Annotated in this window: 14 protein-coding genes and 1 tRNA gene; 6 read left to right on the top strand and 9 right to left on the bottom strand. The window is 67.5% G+C overall.

The window, feature by feature from the left end:
* Positions 1 to 126: 126 nt before the first annotated feature.
* Positions 127 to 957, bottom strand: coding sequence for an RMD1 family protein (locus ACFSNB_RS07455; protein WP_377315465.1), 831 nt, complete (start codon positions 955 to 957; stop codon positions 127 to 129).
* A gap of 172 nt (positions 958 to 1,129) precedes the next feature.
* Here ACFSNB_RS07455 and ACFSNB_RS07460 point away from each other — a divergent pair, with 172 nt between their 5' ends.
* A complete protein-coding gene (locus ACFSNB_RS07460) occupies positions 1,130 to 1,435 on the top strand; it encodes an STAS domain-containing protein (protein ID WP_377315467.1) in 306 nt (101 codons plus the stop codon).
* Positions 1,436 to 1,478: 43 nt separating this feature from the next.
* Here the strand turns inward: ACFSNB_RS07460 and ACFSNB_RS07465 are convergent, their stop codons facing one another.
* Together ACFSNB_RS07465 and ACFSNB_RS07470 are read right to left on the bottom strand one after the other, a co-directional pair.
* Positions 1,479 to 3,575, bottom strand: coding sequence for a heparinase II/III family protein (locus tag ACFSNB_RS07465; protein WP_377315469.1), 2,097 nt, complete (start codon positions 3,573 to 3,575; stop codon positions 1,479 to 1,481).
* 169 nt (positions 3,576 to 3,744) lie between these two features.
* Entirely contained in the window at positions 3,745 to 5,898 is a 2,154-nt protein-coding gene (locus ACFSNB_RS07470; protein ID WP_377315470.1) for a ComEC/Rec2 family competence protein, read from the bottom strand.
* A gap of 90 nt (positions 5,899 to 5,988) precedes the next feature.
* Between ACFSNB_RS07470 and gltX the strand changes: the two genes are divergently transcribed.
* From gltX to ACFSNB_RS07495, 5 genes are all read left to right on the top strand, one after another.
* Positions 5,989 to 7,422: a glutamate--tRNA ligase gene (gene gltX, locus ACFSNB_RS07475; protein ID WP_377315471.1), complete on the top strand. Its 1,434-nt coding sequence runs from the start codon at positions 5,989 to 5,991 to the stop codon at positions 7,420 to 7,422.
* Positions 7,423 to 7,469: 47 nt separating this feature from the next.
* Complete coding sequence (gene gltA / locus ACFSNB_RS07480) at positions 7,470 to 8,786, top strand: citrate synthase (protein ID WP_377315472.1); 1,317 nt, start codon at positions 7,470 to 7,472, stop codon at positions 8,784 to 8,786.
* Between the two features lie 229 nt (positions 8,787 to 9,015).
* A tRNA-Ile gene (locus ACFSNB_RS07485) sits at positions 9,016 to 9,091 on the top strand.
* A gap of 278 nt (positions 9,092 to 9,369) precedes the next feature.
* A complete protein-coding gene (locus ACFSNB_RS07490) occupies positions 9,370 to 10,443 on the top strand; it encodes a hypothetical protein (protein ID WP_377315474.1) in 1,074 nt (357 codons plus the stop codon).
* Entirely contained in the window at positions 10,440 to 10,961 is a 522-nt protein-coding gene (locus ACFSNB_RS07495; protein WP_377315475.1) for a hypothetical protein, read from the top strand. The genes ACFSNB_RS07490 and ACFSNB_RS07495 overlap by 4 nt, the downstream gene beginning before the upstream one ends.
* Positions 10,962 to 11,289: 328 nt before the next feature.
* Here ACFSNB_RS07495 and ACFSNB_RS07500 read toward each other — a convergent pair whose 3' ends face one another.
* From ACFSNB_RS07500 to ACFSNB_RS07525, 6 genes are all read right to left on the bottom strand, one after another.
* The gene (locus tag ACFSNB_RS07500; RefSeq protein ID WP_377315476.1) at positions 11,290 to 11,649 is read right to left on the bottom strand and encodes a type II toxin-antitoxin system PemK/MazF family toxin; all 360 of its coding nucleotides are present in this window, start codon (positions 11,647 to 11,649) and stop codon (positions 11,290 to 11,292) included.
* Positions 11,642 to 11,836, bottom strand: a complete 195-nt coding sequence (locus ACFSNB_RS07505; protein WP_377315478.1) for a DUF2281 domain-containing protein — start codon at positions 11,834 to 11,836, stop codon at positions 11,642 to 11,644. Before ACFSNB_RS07505 ends, ACFSNB_RS07500 begins: the two co-directional genes overlap by 8 nt.
* Before the next feature lie 283 nt (positions 11,837 to 12,119).
* The gene (locus ACFSNB_RS07510; protein WP_377315479.1) at positions 12,120 to 13,811 is read right to left on the bottom strand and encodes a methyl-accepting chemotaxis protein; all 1,692 of its coding nucleotides are present in this window, start codon (positions 13,809 to 13,811) and stop codon (positions 12,120 to 12,122) included.
* 121 nt (positions 13,812 to 13,932) lie between these two features.
* The gene (locus tag ACFSNB_RS07515; RefSeq protein ID WP_377315480.1) at positions 13,933 to 14,673 is read right to left on the bottom strand and encodes an amino acid ABC transporter ATP-binding protein; all 741 of its coding nucleotides are present in this window, start codon (positions 14,671 to 14,673) and stop codon (positions 13,933 to 13,935) included.
* Positions 14,674 to 14,689: 16 nt separating this feature from the next.
* Entirely contained in the window at positions 14,690 to 15,748 is a 1,059-nt protein-coding gene (locus ACFSNB_RS07520) for an amino acid ABC transporter permease (RefSeq protein ID WP_377315482.1), read from the bottom strand.
* Positions 15,745 to 16,917 (bottom strand): amino acid ABC transporter permease, encoded by a 1,173-nt coding sequence (locus ACFSNB_RS07525; RefSeq protein WP_377315483.1) that lies wholly within the window; start codon positions 16,915 to 16,917, stop codon positions 15,745 to 15,747. Before ACFSNB_RS07525 ends, ACFSNB_RS07520 begins: the two co-directional genes overlap by 4 nt.
* Between the last annotated feature and the right edge of the window lie 8 nt (positions 16,918 to 16,925).

A 16,925-nucleotide genomic window follows, 5' to 3' on the forward strand; every position in this document is an offset into this window, starting at 1 on the left:
CTCCTTTTTTATCGATGAAAATCAAGGGGGTCCGGGGCATCGCCCCGGCCGGGCCCGCGGGCGGGAGCCCGCGTCACTGATTCAATTGAGCGCGCGAAGCGCGCGGGCGGGAGCCCGCGTCAGGCGTCAGTGCCAGCCGGTGGTGCCGGTGATCATCTGATAGAGGGTCAGCACGATCTCGACCAGGATCAGGAACACGATGTACCACTCGACCTTCATGCTGGAGCGGGTCTGGATCAGGTCGAGCAGGGTTTCGGCGGTATCGGAGATCACTTCGAGCTTGCGGTCGAGGGCGCGGTTGCGGGCGGACAGGTCGTATTCGCGTTCGAGCCGGACGAACAACCGTTCCAGTTCGGGTTTGACCCACAGCACCTCGGGGCTTTCCAGCAATTCGACGCGGCCGACCATCCGGTGTTCGGCCAGCAGCACCTCGCCGATCTGGGCCAGCAGGTCGCGCGGGCGCAGGTGGCGCAGGCTGCCGCGCCCGAGCGAGGCGGCCAGCGGCTCGATCGCGTCGAACACCCGGCCGATCCGGGTCTCGTATTGTTCGAGCACCAGATCGCGCGCCATCATCTCGGCGACCAGTTGCAGCCGTTCCGGGCAGCTGTCGCTGAGCGAGATCGCCCCGGCCTGATCGACCCGGTCTTCCTCGCCGGGGATGATGGTCAAATCGAGGGTGGTGCGGGCCTGCACCGGCAGCGGATCGGCCACCAGCTTCGACAGCGAGGCGAGGAAGATCGCTTCCTCCATCGGCTCCAGCCCGAACAGCACCGCGACGCCGTAGCGGAACAGCACGGCGAAGCCTTCCTTGCCGGCGCGGATGATCAGGGGGGCGGTGCCGAGCACCTGCCCCTCCTCCAGCCGGCGGGTGTCGAGCCGCTCGCCGATCAACAGGACCTGGGCGGTCAGCCGGCCGGTCCGGTCGGACGCGGCGGAGAGGGAAAGATCGACGGTCATGGCGGTCCGGGGGTTGGCAACAGGGGGGCTCCGACCATAGCATGGGGCGGCATCGGCGGGCTGTGCGATCCCGTCCGTCATCGAATTTTCATCGTTGGCGGCCGGCGGGTTGTCGCTGGCGTTCGCGCTGGGGGGTCGATATAGTCCTGCCCGAAGCTAGGGAGCCTTGGTGATGGATTACCGTTTTTCCGAGCAGGGTGGCGTCACCCATGTCGCGCTGGCCGGCCAATTGAACTTCGCCGCCAACGAGGATTTCCAGGCCATCGTCGAGCGGGTTACGAAGCTGCGCGGGGCCAAGGTGGTGTTCGACCTGTCCGGGCTGTCCCACATCGATTCGGTCGGGCTGGGCCTGCTCTACATCGCCCACGAGGAACTGGCTTCGGTCAATTCCAAGCTGGTGCTCCAGCATCCCCGCGACACCGTGCTGCGGATGCTGCAACTGACCGAGGCCGACGAAACCTTCGAGATCATTCTCTGAGTTCCGGCGGGTCGCCACGCGGCGACCCGCGTCACGCTTTGGCTCAGCCCCGCCGCGTCTCCAGCCGGCCATAGCCGGGCGAGACGGGCAGCGTCAGCCCCCACGCCGCCGCCAGCTCCTCCGGGCGGCGGATCACCGTCTCTCCCGCCGGGCCGGGGCTGTCCTCGATCACGATCGCGCCGTTCTCGATCGCCACCCGGCGCCACACCGGGTCGCCGAAGCCGACATGGCGGCCGAGGAAATCCGGGCCGAAGCGCAGCGCCGTCGCCTCGGCGCAATCCTCCAGCCGGAACGGGGCCAGCAGCCGGGCCGGTTCCTCTGCGTCCCGGCGCGGGGCGAAATGGGCCAGCACCGAGCGGTAGCGGTCGCGCGCGGTCAGATCCGAGGTGTAGACGTAGCTGCCGGGATCGCGCGCCCAGGCCACGCCGTCGATCTCGATCTCGACCGCGAGCTGGTCGTTGTGGGCGTGGCCGCCGCGCCCGTTCTGGCCGACCGGGCCACAGCGCACCGCGATCAGCGCGCGCGGGCCGCGCCACAGATACAGACCGAAATCGGCGAAGGCCTGCGGCACCAGCCCGTCCAGCGCGGTGGGGTCGGGCGGCAGGATCCGCGTCACCCGTCCCGCCGGCACGCTGTCCGCCGGCTGGGCCGGCAGCGCCGGCAAGGCCGGGGCGGTGGCGGCGAAGCGGGTGCCGCCGGCCAGCGCCTCGACCAGGGCGGTGGCGAAACCGGCCTCGGCCGGGGCGGGCGGCAGCCCCTCGGGCGCGACGGCGAACAGGCCGCGCCCGGCGGCGAGCAGCTCGGCCGGGTCGAGTTCGCGCTCGACCGGGCCGGCGGGGCCGGGATCGCACAGCGGCGCGGCGCGGACCATCCGCCCGGAATCGGTGTCGCCGATCTGGATCATCGCCCCCGACGGCAGGGTGGTGGCGGCGGCGAAGCGCAGGGCGGCGGCCAGCCGCTGCTGGGCCGCCTCCGACAGCGGCCGCCCCAGGCCGGCCAGCAGGGCGGCGGTGTAGAGCGCCATTTCCGCCGACAGACGGTGATAGGCGATCGAGGCCTCGAAACAGCCGCCATCGGGGGTGAACTGGCGCAGGATCTCGGCATCGAGTTCGTCGGCGGCGAAGCCGAGCCAGCTCTTGCTTTCCTCGGCCTCGGGCAGATAGGCGGCGACGAAGGCCAGCCCGCACAGATCGGCGAGGTAATGGTTGGCGCGGTAGGTCTCGTGCCACTCGATGTAGCGGAAGACGTACTGGCCGTGGGCGCGGGCGGCGGCGGCCAGCTCGGCCTCGAACGCGGCGTCGAATCGCACCCCCTGGGCGCGGAACAGGTCCCAGCCCAGCAGCAAATTGGCGGCGCGCAGGCCGACATCCATCGCGCAGGCCCAATTGACCCCCCAGCCGGGCGGGTTGGCGCCGAGGAAATCGAGCACCTGATGGCGGAACTCGGCCACCAGCCGCTCGGGCGGCGGAAAGCCGGGCAGCCCCTGCACCGCCAGGGCATGGGCCTGGGCCAGGGTGGCGGCATGCTGGAAGCGGGCCAGTTCCCACGGCAGCTTGACGTCGATGCCGGGCTGATGGCCGTAGACGATCGAGCGGCCCCAGGTCGAGACCTCCCAGCGATAGCCGGAGCGGAAATCGACCTGCCAGTCGATCGGCCGCCAGTCGGGATCGTCGATCAGGTCCAGGATCTCGCGCGCCGGCCGGCGGTTGCCGCGCCGGTGCTCGGCGACGATCGCCGCGCGCCAGTCGGCGGGCAGGGCCGGATCGGGCCCGTAACGATACTCGCCGAACCCGGGCGCGGTCTCGCCCCGCGCCACCGTGACCCAGCCCGAGCCGAGCAGGTCGAAGCGGTGGTCGAGATGCAGCGCGCACAGCGCCCGCAGGGTGTCGGCATTGGCGGCGGCGGCGGTGAAATCGATGGTGGCGAGCCGTGGCGTCGGCGCCCCCCCGGCGCTGTCGGGGTCGAGATAGGAACTGCTGCCGCCCGCCATCAGCCCCCGCACCGGCCGGCTCGCCTGCTTGACCAGGAACGACCAGGACTTGGCCAGGATCAAATCGGGCGACATGGTGCGGGCCACTTTCAGCAGCAGCGAAAGACGGCTCGGATTGGTGGCGGCGGGCGCGGTGCGGTCGGTGCTCATGGTGGCGGCGACTATACCCCGCGCGTCCTTCGGTGCCAATTTGGCTTTCGCCAAGCGGGCTGCCGCCCGCACCCGCTTGGGGCGATGCCCCAAACCCCCTTCTTTTTCAAAAACAAAGGGGGGCCGGGGCATCGCCCCGGTTGGGTTTGGGCGAAAGCCCAATCTGTTTCTACGGATTCCGCCGCCGCCGTGCCGGTTGGTGGCGCCAGGGGCGGTTGCCCTGGCTGGCGGCGACGCTCAGCACCTCGACTCCGTCCGGCCGCAGCCACAGCGCGTGGGTGCCGCCGCGCCACAGGTCGAACCGGTCGATCACGGTGGCGGGGCCGCGGCAGGCATGGCGCAGCGGCACCCGGCTGACGACGATCGCGGCCTCGGCGCAGGCGGCGGCGATGTCGCTGTCGTCGAGGATCAGCGCGACGGTACGGCCGTCGGGGCGCCAGCGGCAGCCGGCCGGGGTGCAGGACAGGCGGCTGTCGCGGGACAGTCCGTCCTCGGGCCAGGGTTCGTCGGCGGGCGGGCCGGCGCGGCGGCTCCAGCTGTCGCGCAGGATGCCGCCGCCCTTGCCGTTGAGCAGCAGGCTGCCGTCGGCGGTGCGCAGGGCGAAGGCGGCGGCATGGCCATCGACCAGCAGGTCGGGCGGGGCGGGCCAAGCCATCGTCAGCAGGGCCAGCCCCATCGCCGCCAGCCCCCAGCGGCGCCAGCGGCCCCGCCACAGGCACAGCCAGCAGCCGCCGAGGGTGAAGACCACCAGCCCGGCCAGCGGCAGGGGCGGGGTGGCGATGGCGGCTTCGGGCCAGGCGGCGACGGCGACGGCGACGCGGTTGACCAGCTCGACTCCCCAGCCCATCGGCACCAGCGCCACCGCCTCCAGCCCGAACGGCAGCAGCAGCGCCAGCGCCAGCGCCCACGGCATCACCCAGAACCCGGTCAGCGGGATGGCGATCAGGTTGGCCGCCACCGCCCACAGCGCGAAACGATTGAAATGGTAGATGGCGTAGGCGGCGGTGACCATGCCGGCGGTGAGGGTGGTCAGGCTGATGCCAACCAGATAGAGCCCGGCTGCGGCCAGCGGGCCGGGATGGGCGGCGCGCCACGCCGCCTGATGCGGCGCCCAGGCCTCGGCCAGGGCGATCAGCGCCACCACGGCGGCGAACGACATCTGGAAACTGGCCCCGGTCAGTTCCTCGGGCTGGAGCAGCAGCAGCAGGGCCGCCGCCAGCGCCACCGGCCGCATCGACAGCACCGCCCGGTCGAGCAGCACCGCCGCCAGCACCAGCACGATCATCAGCAGCGACCGTTCGGCCGGCACCGGCGAACCGGCCAGCAGGGTGTAGCCCCAGGCGGCGGCGATCGCCAGCGCCGCCGCCCATTTCTTGATCGGGTGGCGCAGCGCCAGCGGCGGGATCAGCGCCAGCAGGGTGCGCAGCCCGACGAACACCAGCCCGGCGGCGAGGCTGATGTGCAGGCCGGAGATCGACAGGATGTGGGCCAGCCCGGAATCGCGGTAGGCCTGCATCAGCGGGGCCGAGATCGGCATCTGGTCGCCGGTGATCAGCGCCGCCGTCACCGCGCCGCGATCGCCCGACAGCACCGCGACGATGCGGGCGGTGATGCGCTGGCGCAGGTCGTTGACGGCGACGGTGAGACTGCCGGGAGCGGCGGCGGCTTCGACCGGCTCGGGCGGGGACAAGGCGGTGCCGGTGGCGCCGAACTGCTTGAACCAGCAGAAGCGGGCGAAATCGAACCCGCCGGGCAGGGCCGGGGCGGCGGGGGGATTGAGCAGGGCGCGCAGGCGCAGGCGGTCGCCGACCGCGATCTCCGGCCCGCCGGGGCGCAGGCGCAGGCGGATCCGCGCCGGGGTGGGGCCGAGATCGTCGCGTTCGAGCGCGACCCGGTCGAAGGTGACGCGGCGGCCCTGGTCGGGCAGGCGCTCGATCTCGACCACCCGGGCGGTCAGCCACGCCGCCCCGGACCGCTCCAGCACCGGGGCGGCGACCCAGGCGGTGCGCAGGGCGGCGGCGGCGAAGCCCAGCGTCAGCGCCAGGGCCAGCGCGGCGGCGAGGATCGGCCCGAGCCGGTGGCGGCGCCAGGCCAGCACCAGCCCGGCCAGCGCGGCGGGCACGGGCAGGACGCCGGCCAGCGGTCCGGGTTCGACCGGCAGGGCGAAATAGAGGCCGATGCCGGTGCCGATCGCCACCGGCAGCCACAACGGCCAGCGTTCACGCTCGGCCAGGGCGGCGGCGGCGAACGCGGCGGCGGCGGCCTGGACCCGGGCGGCCAGCCCGAAGAGGAATGCATTGTGCGCGGGTGTGTCTCCAGCCATGCCGGCCAACACCAGGCTGTCACCGACCCCAGATTATGGTAAGCATAAGGCAACCCTGTCCCCTCCGGCAAAGGATGCCGAACCCCCATCATGACCGTCGTTACCCGCTTTGCCCCGTCGCCCACCGGCTTCCTTCACATTGGCGGAGGGCGGACGGCTTTGTTCAACTGGCTTTTCGCCCGCCACCATGGCGGCCGTTTCCTGCTCCGGATCGAGGATACCGACCGCGCCCGTTCGACCGAGGCGGCGGTGGCGGCGATCTTCGACGGGATCGAATGGCTCGGCCTCGACTGGGACGGCGAGGCGGTGATGCAATTCGCGCGCGCCGATCGTCACGCCGAAGTGGCGCAAAAGTTGCTTGAACAGGGGCGGGCCTATCGCTGCTACTGCACCCCGGAGGAGCTGGCGGCGATCCGCGAGGAACAGCGGGCCAAGGGCCTGCCGATGCGCTATCCCGGCATCTGGCGCGACCGCCCCGCCGCGGACGCCCCGGCCGGCGCCCCCTATGTGGTGCGGCTGAAGGCCCCGACCGAGGGCGAGACGGTGATCCGCGATCTGGTCCAGGGCGAGGTGCGCGTCGCCAATGGCCAGCTCGACGACATGGTGCTGCTGCGCGCCGACGGTACGCCGACCTACATGCTGTCGGTGGTGGTGGATGACCACGACATGGGGGTCAACCACGTCATTCGCGGCGACGACCATCTGACCAACGCCTTCCGGCAGATCCAGCTCTACCGCGCCTGCGAATGGGAGGTGCCGGCCCACGCCCATATTCCGTTGATCCACGGCCCGGATGGGGCCAAGCTGTCGAAACGGCATGGCGCGCTCGGGGTCGATGCCTATCGCGACATGGGCTTCCTGCCCGAGGCGATGCGCAACTACCTGTTGCGGCTGGGCTGGAGTCACGGCGACGACGAGATCATCTCGACCGAGCAGGCGATCGCGTGGTTCACCCTCGACACTGCCGGCCGCTCGGCCTCGCGGTTCGATTTCGTCAAGCTGACCCAGTTGAACGGCCATTACCTGCGTCAGGCCGAGGATGCCCGTCTGGCCGAGCTGATCGCCCCCCGGCTGGCGGCGGACCTGGGCCGGGAGATCGGCGCCGCCGACATTGCCCGCCTCACCGCCGGGATGGCCGGACTGAAGGAGCGGGCCAAGACCCTGGTCGAACTGGCGCAGTCGGCGCTGTTCTACCTGCGGGCGCGGCCGCTGGCGCTCGACGACAAGGCGGCCAAGCTGCTGGCCGACCCGGCGGCCCAGGCGGTGCTGGCCGCCTTCACCGCCCGCGTCGCCGCCCTGGCCGATTGGGGGCGCGAGCCGCTGGAGGCGCTGGCGCGCGACCTGTCGGTCGAGCAGGGGATCAAGCTCGGCGCGGTGGCCCAGCCGCTGCGGGCGGCGCTGGCCGGGGCGACGGTGTCGCCGCCGATTTTCGAAGTCATGGAGGTCCTGGGGCGCGAAGAAACCCTGGGCCGCCTCGGAGACGCGCTGGGCGGCGATCGGCCGCAGGGTTCGACGCCCGCCTGAACCGCGTCTTCGCCTGAAGTCCGATGACAAGAATAGGGAGCGCTGCGATGACCAATACCCCTCCGTCGCCGAGAGAGACGGTCACTCTCACCAACAACAGCACCGGACAGAGCGTGGAGTTGCCGTTGATCTCGGGCACGGTCGGCCCGAAAGTGATGGACATCCGCTCGCTTTATTCGGACCAGGGGGTGTTCACCTACGATCCGGGCTACACGTCGACCGGCTCGTGTAAATCGGCGATCACCTATATCGACGGTGACGCCGGGGTGTTGCTGCATCGCGGCTATCCGATTGAGGAACTGGCCGAGCATGGCGACTTCCTTGAGGTCGCCTATCTGATCCTCAAGGGCGAGCTGCCCAACGACGCCCAGCGCGAGAAGTTCGTCACCGACATCACCCGTCACACGATGGTGCACGAACAGATCAACTTCTTCTATCGCGGCTTCCGCCGAGATTCGCACCCGATGGCGGTGATGTGCGGCGTGGTCGGCGCGATGGCGGCGTTCTATCACGATTCGATCGACATCAACGACCCGCACCACCGGATGATCGCCAGCTACCGGCTGATCGCCAAGATGCCGACGGTGGTGGCCTGGACCTTCAAGTACGCGATGGGCCAGCCGTTCGTCTATCCGCGCAACGATCTCGATTACGCCGCGAACTTCCTGCACATGCTGTTCGCGACCCCGTGCGAGCCCTACAAGGTCAACCCGATCCTGTCGCGCGCGCTCGACCGCATCCTGATCCTGCATGCCGACCACGAACAGAACGCCTCGACCTCGACGGTGCGTCTGGCCGGCTCGTCGGGCGCCAACCCGTTCGCCTGCATCGCCGCCGGCATCGCCTCGCTGTGGGGCCCGGCCCATGGCGGCGCCAACGAGGCGGTGCTGGCGATGCTGAAGCAGATCGGCAGCAAGGAGCGGATCCCCGAATTCCTCAAGCGGGCCAAGGACAAGAACGATTCCTTCCGCCTGATGGGCTTCGGCCACCGCGTCTACAAGAACTACGACCCGCGCGCCAAGATCATGCAGCGGACGTGTCACGAGGTGCTCGACGAACTGGGCATCAAGGACGAGCCGCTGCTGGAACTGGCGATGGAGCTGGAGCGGATCGCGCTGTCGGACGAATATTTCATCGAGCGCAAGTTGTTCCCGAACGTCGATTTCTATTCGGGGATCATCTTCCAGGCGATGGGGATTCCGACCCAGATGTTCACCAGCCTGTTCGCGCTGGCGCGGACGGTGGGGTGGATCGCGCAATGGAACGAGATGCTGACGGATTCCGAGCAGAAGATCGGTCGCCCGCGCCAGCTTTACGTCGGTGCGCCGCCGCGCCATTATGTCCCGCTGCATCAGCGTGGCTAGGGCAGGCGGTCAGCAGAGTTCCCCGCGCCGGCGCCCTTCGCGGGCGCCGTTCCGGCGGATTCCGCCGCCGGCCAACGACAATGTCCAGCCCGGCGCCCGCCGGCGGATTCTGACGTTGGCGGCGGCGCTGACCATTCTTCTGGCGGCGGCGGCCCTGATCGGGCTGATCTGACCGCGTCGTGTTCGTGTTTCTGCCGCGTCCTCCCGTTGCTCGGAGGCGCGGCCGGTGGGGCCTGTAGCTCAATGGTTAGAGCCGGCCGCTCATAACGGTCTGGTTGCAGGTTCGAGTCCTGCCGGGCCCACCATCCTCAGTGAAATCAATGCGCTAGCTTTCGAATCTGGGTGTCTCGCATATCGGTTTTTCGTCGGTATGCCCATAAGAAGACGGTCGAGTGTAGCACTTGATGCTGGGAAGCCAATTCTCAGCACAAGTAATTTTAGTTGTGCGGCTGTTGAGGTGAGCAGAAGTCTATTTTTTGGACTTGAGAAGTTATGACTCAAAATTGCATTGGAGAATGCTGTGATTCGACCAATAATAGATTTAAATGTTAAGCTCATACCTAGCAATGTGAAGATTTGGCGAGTGTACCCTGGGACGAAGAAGGACTTCGTCAGACAGTTTGTGTCCGAAGGCTGCATTTTTCTTGAACTACCGGGTTTGGAACTGGAGGTCGCCGATTTCTCTAACCTTGAGAGGAATCATCTTCTACTCTCGAAGATAGCCCGAGCGAAGGCCTACGCATCGTGGCACCTGAAGGAATCAGATGCGCGAGGCTCCTATCCCTCGACTGATCTCCAAGACTATTTTGATGATGGGCGCAGTCGCTCGGCAGCCATGTCCTTTCGTAACTTCGAACGTTTGTTTCGAGTGGCAAAGGTTGGTGATATTATCATTGTTCCGGAGGACAACGGATTCCAATCAAAACTCTATATTGGAGAAATTTATAGTGATTTTGACATTGAAGATACCGCTCTAGTTAGGCAGTTTGGCAATCATCGGGTTCCGATCCGGAAGGTTCGCTGGCTCCGCAAGGACTTTGAGCGGCGCCTTGTTTCTGTGAGCCTGTCCAAGCAGCTTGGCGGTCGGCGCGCCGTTCGACCGGTGCCAACCGACACGTTCGGCTATCAGCTCTTTAAGTTGGCGTACCAAAATTTCATATTTGACGGGCAGGCTCAGTACGCATTCGCTGGCGAGAAGTACGATAACGATCCAGCAGCCACCGTGCCGGGCATTCAGTTGCTCACCTACGCCCTGGCTGCTGCCAACGCATCGCTATCGTGCCCCGATCTGATATCCAAACTTGGGCTGGACGAACTCCGTGATACCGGCCTTCACAGGAAAGGGCTGATCACTTTTGAGATTAAGTTTGCGTCTCCAGGTGGGTATGGTGTGTGGCAGCAATCGGCTCGGGTGCTACTGATTGCGCTATCGCTCGTCGCCCTTTCTGGTTGCGACTGGACAAGCGATGAGGCACAAGCCGCTAAGGTTGTCAATTCTGGTGGCGATCTATCTCCAGAAGAAATGCGGCAAATTCAAGACAGTTACCAGCATATAGTGTCCAATCTCTCCCCCTCAAAAATCGATGCTTTGAGGAATGAGCACAGAAAAGCAAAAAAAGGGGTTGGGTTTGAATCAAAAGTTAAGATTTCAAAATGAATGATGGAATTGGCCAAAAAAGCCGAGAACTAATCGGCTCAGCCATCATTGTACTAGTTACTGCTGCTGCAGGCGGCTTAGCTTCGTACATTGCGACATGGAACATTGAGGCGCAGAAAGCTCGCTTTGAAGCCAGCAAGAAGGTGCAGGATGACTTTCAGGGCGAATTGAGTAAAGCCCTACTTGCCGTTCGCAAGTTGTCTGATGGGCTTACCCGAACTAAGAAGATCGACCACAGCCTACGTTCTGAAGCCGTTTCTTGCCTGCTCAGTATGCAGATAATTTTTCATCCTAACAGTGGTCGCTGGCCTTCGGAGCATAAGCAAAAAGCGAAAGAAGTAATGGATGAACTTGAACGCTATCAGGTCGCCATTGACGTTGCTAGCAACGCGGCAGAAATAGATAAGGCAAGCGAAATATTGTACTCATTCTTTAAGAGAAAGGATGAACTGTTCTCCAGCATCAGCCGCGACACGGATCTTAGGATTTATCTTATTTCAGTTGATGCTAATAGATAGATCTGTGTCTAAATTGGCGTCGTAGATACTACAAATCTGCACGTCAAAACTTTGACTAAGCCCCTCATGGGAAGTCTCGCTGGTGCTTGTTACCCTACCAAAAGCCTCTAATACCGCCCGGCCCATGACCTGACCCGTTGAGTCATGTCAGGCCGAGACGGTGACGCTCAGGCGCCGCGCGGGCTGGCCGGCCGCCGCACGGATCATGGCAAAGGGCGGCTGGGATCATCGTCGAGGCGCTGAATTTCGGGGAGGCCGAGACCGGTGTCAAATACCCCCGTGTTGTTGCCCGCCAGGGCAAGGCCCCGCCGCAATATCCGCCCGAGGACTACGACGACGAGGCGGGCTGAGCCTCCGGGCCACCCGGCCCGACATAGTCGCAGAGGCGGCCCAGGGCTACCGTGATGACCCTTTCCGAGACTCGCCCAAAACCTTTGACCACCAAGCTGGCGTTGAGCGTCACCACCCGGTCGGTGCGAATCCAACTGGCGAGTGGCAGACTGCCCTGAACGAGGTCGGCGGCGGTGAGCGCGATTCCATGGTCGGTTTGCGGGCGGGAGGTCACCGCCAGGGCAATGAAGTCGCCATAGGCGTCCGGCCGGGTCAGCACCAGCACCGGCCGCTTCTTGCTTGTCGATAGATCGGAGAAGGGGAACGGGATCAGAAGGAGGTCGCCGCGCTCAAACACGATCCCAAGCCTGATCCTCGGGATTATCCCAAACCGCCTTCAGCGCGGATTCCTGGGCGTTGATCAGGTCGCGTCCCTGCTCGCGCTCCTGGCGTTCCGCCAAATAGCCGACGAAATCCAATACCTCCCGCGCCAAGTGGTCGGGAAGCTTCTTGCTTTGCTCATAAATCAAGTCAGCGATGGCCATGGGACCTCCTTCGACAGTCCAAGCCCTGAATCGCACTGTATCACGCGCTGGCGGCATTGCCCGACTCTCCGTTGGGTTCCGCCACCAGCTTCGCCGCCGCCTTGTGCTCGGGCGCCAGGGGAGCGTACCGCAACCTCATCCCAAGCCACGATGAGTTTTACTCACCGCGGCTTGGTATGATCCGTTCGGCGGCCGGTAAGCCTGCGCGGCGTTTGAGCGTCACCGTCCCGACCCCTGACCTGACCCAACGGGGTCAGGTCAGGGGTCGGGCGGTATCAGAGCCTCAGGCCGATTTCACCCCGAGCAGGAATTCGTCCACCACCCGCTTGAGGTCGGTGCTCTGGCTCAGCAGCGAGCGCGAGGCGGTCAGCACCTGACGGGCGCCGCCGCCGGTCTGGGTCGCGGCGTCGCGCACCCCGGCGATGGTCGAGGACACTTCCTGGGTGCCCACCGCCGCCTGCTGGACGTTGCGGGCGATTTCGCTGGTGGCGGCCGACTGCTCCTCGACCGCCGAGGCGATGGTGGTCGCGATCTGGTTGATCTCCTCGATCCGGCCGACGATCGCGGTGATCGCCTGGACGGTGTTGTTGGTCGCGCCCTGCACCGCGCCGACCTGGGCGGCGATCTCCTCGGTCGCCCGCGCGGTCTGGTTGGCGAGGTGCTTGACCTCGCCCGCCACCACCGCGAAGCCCTTGCCCGCCTCGCCAGCCCGCGCCGCCTCGATCGTCGCGTTCAGGGCCAGCAGGTTGGTCTGGCTGGCGATGTCGTTGATCAGATCGACCACCGCGCTGATCCGGCTCGACGATTCGGCCAGACCCTGGACCAGGTCGGTGGTCTGGCGGGCCTGATCGGCGGTGGCGTGCGACAGCCGCGAGGATTGTTCCATCTGGCGGCCGATCTCGATGATCGAGGCCGACAATTGCTCGGCGGCGCTGGCGACGGTCTGGACGCTGGCCGAGGCCTGTTCGGTGGCGGCGGCCACCGCGGTGACCTGACGGTGGGTCTGTTCGGCATTGGCCGACAGCATCTGGGCGGTGGTTTCCATCTCGTTGCAGGCCGACACCACCACCCCGATCACCGTGCCGACGCTGTGGTCGAAGCCCTGGGTCAGATGATCGACCGTCTGGGCGCGCCGTTCGCGCTCGGCGCGCTGGTGTTCCTGGTCGGCGCGCATCCGCTCGGCCTCGCGGGCGTTGTCGCGGAACACCTGGGCGGCGCGGGCGATGTCGCCGATCTCGTCGCGCCGCTCGGTGCCGTCGATGGCACAGGCGAGGTTGCCGGCGGTCAATTGCCGCAGCACCTCGATGATCCGCAAGATCGGCTCGACCAGACTGCGGCGCGAGATCAGCAGGCCGATCACGATCCCGGCGACGACGCCGAGCCCCGTGCCGCCGATCATGGCGAAGCCCAGGGTCCGGGCCATCGCGTTGGCGTCGTCGGCCACCGCGGTGCCCTCCTTGTCGAACGCATCGACCAGGGTCCGCATCCGCTGCAACAGCGGGTTGGCCTGGGCCCGCGACGCCCGCACGATCTCATAGAGCGCCCGCTGGTCGGCATCGAGCTGGCGGTTGGTCTGTTCCATCGCGGCGGCTTCGGTCCGCCGCGCGCTGTCGAGATAGCTCGAGAACGCGCTGCGGAAGGAGTCGAGATCCTGGCGATAGGCGGGCGGTGCGCTCGACAGCAACTCATCGAGCCGCTTGACGGCCGAATCCGCCGCCTCGCGCATCACCTTCGACGCCTCGCCGGCTTCGACCGGGTTGGCCGCCATCCGGTATTCGGAGCGGTTGATCACCAGCAGGTCCTGATTGAGCCGGGCGCCGTCCTTGACCAGATCGCCATAGGCGTCGATCCGTCGGGCCGCCGCCGCCATCTGTTGCAGGCTGTAGAATCCCAGTACGCTGATCAGCACCATCACGGTGGACAGGACGAGGATGACGATTCCGACTTTCTGGGAAATCCGCACATTCGCGAGCATGGGGCCTCCTGACCGGACCGGAGTGAGCTTGCGCGAACGTGGCTATTACCTATGGCATAGTCAAGGGTAGGTCGGGTCTTTTCCCGTCGGTTGCGGGCTTCGGCACGGGCCGGTGCCGCGATCAGGCGCGGAGGATCCGGCCGAGGAAGCGGCGGGTGCGCTCCTCGCGCGGGTTGGTGAAGATCTCGTCGGGCCGGCCGACCTCCACCACCTGGCCGTCGGCCATGAACACCACCCGGTCGGCGACGGTGCGGGCGAAGCCCATCTCGTGGGTGACGCAGACCATCGTCATCCCCGCCTCGGCCAGTTCGACCATCACGTCGAGCACTTCCTGGATCATCTCGGGATCGAGCGCCGAGGTCGGCTCGTCGAACAGCATCACCCGGGGACGCAGGCAGAGGGCGCGGGCGATCGCCACCCGCTGCTGCTGGCCGCCCGACAATTGGCTCGGATATTTGCCGGCGAGGTCGGCGATCCGCACCCGGTCGAGATGGCCGAGCGCCAGCGCGGCGGCCTCGCGTTTCGGGGTGTGCTTGACCCAGATCGGGGCCAGGGTCAGGTTTTCCAGCACGGTGAGGTGGGGGAACAGGTTGAAATGCTGGAACACCATCCCAACCTCGCGCCGCACCGCCTCGATCGCGCGCAGATCGTCGCCGACCTCGATGCCGTTGACCAGGATCCGGCCCGATTGGTGCCGCTCCAGCCGGTTGATGCAGCGGATCATGGTCGATTTGCCCGAGCCCGACGGCCCCGCCACCACCACCCGCTCCCCCCTTCCGACCGTGAGCGAGACGTCCTTCAGCGCCTGGAAGCCGCCATACCATTTGTTGACCTGCTCAAGGACGATGACCGGGGCATCCATCGGGGAGGGCTCCTGCTCAGGCGCGGCCGTGGCCGGAATCGAGGTGGCGTTCAAGGAACAGGCTGTAGCGCGACATCAGCAGGGTGAACAGGAAATAGAGCAGCGCCGCCACCAGATAGCCCTCGACGAAGAACGGCCGCCATTGCGGCTCGGCCAGGGCCAGCCGGGTGCTGCCGAGCAGGTCGTACAGCCCGATCACGATCACCAGCGAGGTGTCCTTGACGGTGGTGATGAACTGGCCGACCAGCGCCGGAATCGCCATCCGCAGCGCCTGGGGCAGCACCACCAGCCCGGTCTTGCGCCAATAGCCGAGCCCGAGCGCGTCGGCCGCCTCGATCTGGCCGGCCGGCACTGCCTGCAACCCGCCCCGCACCGCCTCGGCCAGATAGGCGGCGGTGAACAGCACGATCCCGGCCTCGGCCCGCAGCAGCTTGTCGACGCTGACCCCCTCGGGCAGGAACAGCGGGAACATCACCGAGGCCATGAACAGCACGCTGATCAGCGGCACGCCGCGCCACAGCTCGATATAGACCACGCAGCAGGCCCGCACCGCCGGCAGGGTCGATCGCCGCCCCAGCGCCAGCAGCACCGCCAGCGGAAAGGCCAGCCCCAGCCCGGCGAAGGACAGCGCCAGCGTCAGCGGCAGCCCGCCCCAGCGTTCATGCGACACGAACGGCAGGCCGAACAGCCCGCCCCACATCAGCCAGGCCAGCGCCGCCCCGCCCAGGCCCCACGCCAGCGCCAGCCAGCGCCGCCAGTGGGCGGGCCGTGCGCTCAGCAGCAGCAGCCCGACCAGCCCGGCCACCGCCAGGGTCGGCCGCCATTGCTGGTCGTAGGGATAGAGTCCGAACAGGATCACCCGGTATTTCTCGGCGACGAAGCCCCAGCAGGCGCCGCCGGCGGCGCGGCAGGCGGCCGGGTCGGGCGCGAGGCAGGCGTCGAGCACCGCCCAGCGCAGCAGCGGCGGCAGCACCGCCAGCAGCAGCCCCGCCGCCGCCACGGTCAAGGCGAGGTTGAGCGGGCTGGAAAACAGGGCGCGCCGGATCCGCGCCGCCAGCGGGGCGTCGTGCGTCATGGCCGGCCGCCCCGCAGCGCCACCCGGGCGTTGAACCGGTTCATCGCCAGCGACAGGCCGAGGCTGAGGGTCAGATAGACCGCCATCAGGATCGCCACGCCTTCGACCGCCTGTCCGGTCTGGTTGATCGCGGTGTTGCCGACGCTGACCAGATCGGGATAGCCGATCGCCACCGCCAGGGTCGAGTTCTTGGTCAGGTTGAGATACTGGCTGGTCAGCGGCGGCACCACCACCCGCAGCGCCTGGGGCAGCACCACCAGCCGCAGCACCCGGCCGCGCGACAGGCCGAGCGCCAGCGCCGCCTCGGTCTGGCCCGGCGGCACCGCCAGGATGCCGCCGCGCACGATCTCGGCGACGAAGGCGGCGGTGTAGACGGTCAGGCCGAACAGCAGGGCGGCGAATTCCGGGGTCAGCGTCACCCCGCCGGTGAAGTTGAAGCCGGCGAGGCGGGGCCGCTCCAGCGGCAGCTCGGCCCCGGCGGCGAGGAAGGCGGCCAGCGGCAGCCCGATCAGCAGGGCGGCGGCCAGCCGGAAGGTCGGCAACTGGCGGCCGCTCCTGGCGCGGATCCGCCGCGCCGCCCAGGCCAGCGCCATCACCGCCAGCGCCGCCGCCGCCACGGCGAGGCACAGCGCCGGGGTCGCCCCCGCCCACAGCGGCACCGGCAGCTTGAGGCCCCGGTTGGACAGGAACACGCTGTCGAACAGGGCGAGCGCCTGACGCGGCGCCGGCAGGCCCTCGGTGATCAGGGCGTACCACAGCAGCAATTGCAGCAGCAGCGGCACGTTGCGGACCGCCTCGACATAGCCGCCGGCCAGGGCGCGCACCAGCGGATTGGGCGACAGCCGGGCGGCGCCGATCAGGCCGCCCAGCAGGGTGCAGAACAGGATGCCGAGCGCCGACACCTCAAGGGTGTTGAGCAGCCCGACCACGAAGGCGCGCAGATAGGAATCGGCGGCGGAATAGGGGATCAGATGCTCGCCGATGCCGAACGCCGCTTCCTGGCCGAGGAAGGCGAAGCCGGTGGCGATGTGGCGGGCCTCGAGGTTGGCGAGGGTGTTGGCGATCAGGAACCAGGCCAGCCCGCCGAGGCCGGCCAGCAGCGCGGCCTGATAGAACAGGGCGCGGCCGCGCGCGTCGTTCCACCAGCGCGGGGCGGGGGGGCGCTCCATCCCGCCGC

Origin of the sequence: Phaeospirillum tilakii (assembly GCF_042683125.1) — a bacterium.
Lineage (GTDB): Bacteria > Pseudomonadota > Alphaproteobacteria > Rhodospirillales > Magnetospirillaceae > Phaeospirillum > Phaeospirillum tilakii.

What these genes read in the sequence shown, in the direction of transcription:
- ACFSNB_RS07515 (WP_377315480.1), bottom strand. Translation starts at nt 14,673, where the DNA reads ATGGATGCCCCGGTCATCGTCCTTGAGCAGGTCAACAAATGGTATGGC.
- ACFSNB_RS07455 (WP_377315465.1), bottom strand. Translation starts at nt 957, where the DNA reads ATGACCGTCGATCTTTCCCTCTCCGCCGCGTCCGACCGGACCGGCCGG.
- ACFSNB_RS07465 (WP_377315469.1), bottom strand. Translation starts at nt 3,575, where the DNA reads ATGAGCACCGACCGCACCGCGCCCGCCGCCACCAATCCGAGCCGTCTT.
- gltX (WP_377315471.1), top strand. Translation starts at nt 5,989, where the DNA reads ATGACCGTCGTTACCCGCTTTGCCCCGTCGCCCACCGGCTTCCTTCAC.
- ACFSNB_RS07525 (WP_377315483.1), bottom strand. Translation starts at nt 16,917, where the DNA reads ATGGAGCGCCCCCCCGCCCCGCGCTGGTGGAACGACGCGCGCGGCCGC.
- ACFSNB_RS07510 (WP_377315479.1), bottom strand. Translation starts at nt 13,811, where the DNA reads ATGCTCGCGAATGTGCGGATTTCCCAGAAAGTCGGAATCGTCATCCTC.
- ACFSNB_RS07520 (WP_377315482.1), bottom strand. Translation starts at nt 15,748, where the DNA reads ATGACGCACGACGCCCCGCTGGCGGCGCGGATCCGGCGCGCCCTGTTT.
- gltA (WP_377315472.1), top strand. Translation starts at nt 7,470, where the DNA reads ATGACCAATACCCCTCCGTCGCCGAGAGAGACGGTCACTCTCACCAAC.
- ACFSNB_RS07470 (WP_377315470.1), bottom strand. Translation starts at nt 5,898, where the DNA reads ATGGCTGGAGACACACCCGCGCACAATGCATTCCTCTTCGGGCTGGCC.
- ACFSNB_RS07505 (WP_377315478.1), bottom strand. Translation starts at nt 11,836, where the DNA reads ATGGCCATCGCTGACTTGATTTATGAGCAAAGCAAGAAGCTTCCCGAC.
- ACFSNB_RS07460 (WP_377315467.1), top strand. Translation starts at nt 1,130, where the DNA reads ATGGATTACCGTTTTTCCGAGCAGGGTGGCGTCACCCATGTCGCGCTG.
- ACFSNB_RS07495 (WP_377315475.1), top strand. Translation starts at nt 10,440, where the DNA reads ATGAATGATGGAATTGGCCAAAAAAGCCGAGAACTAATCGGCTCAGCC.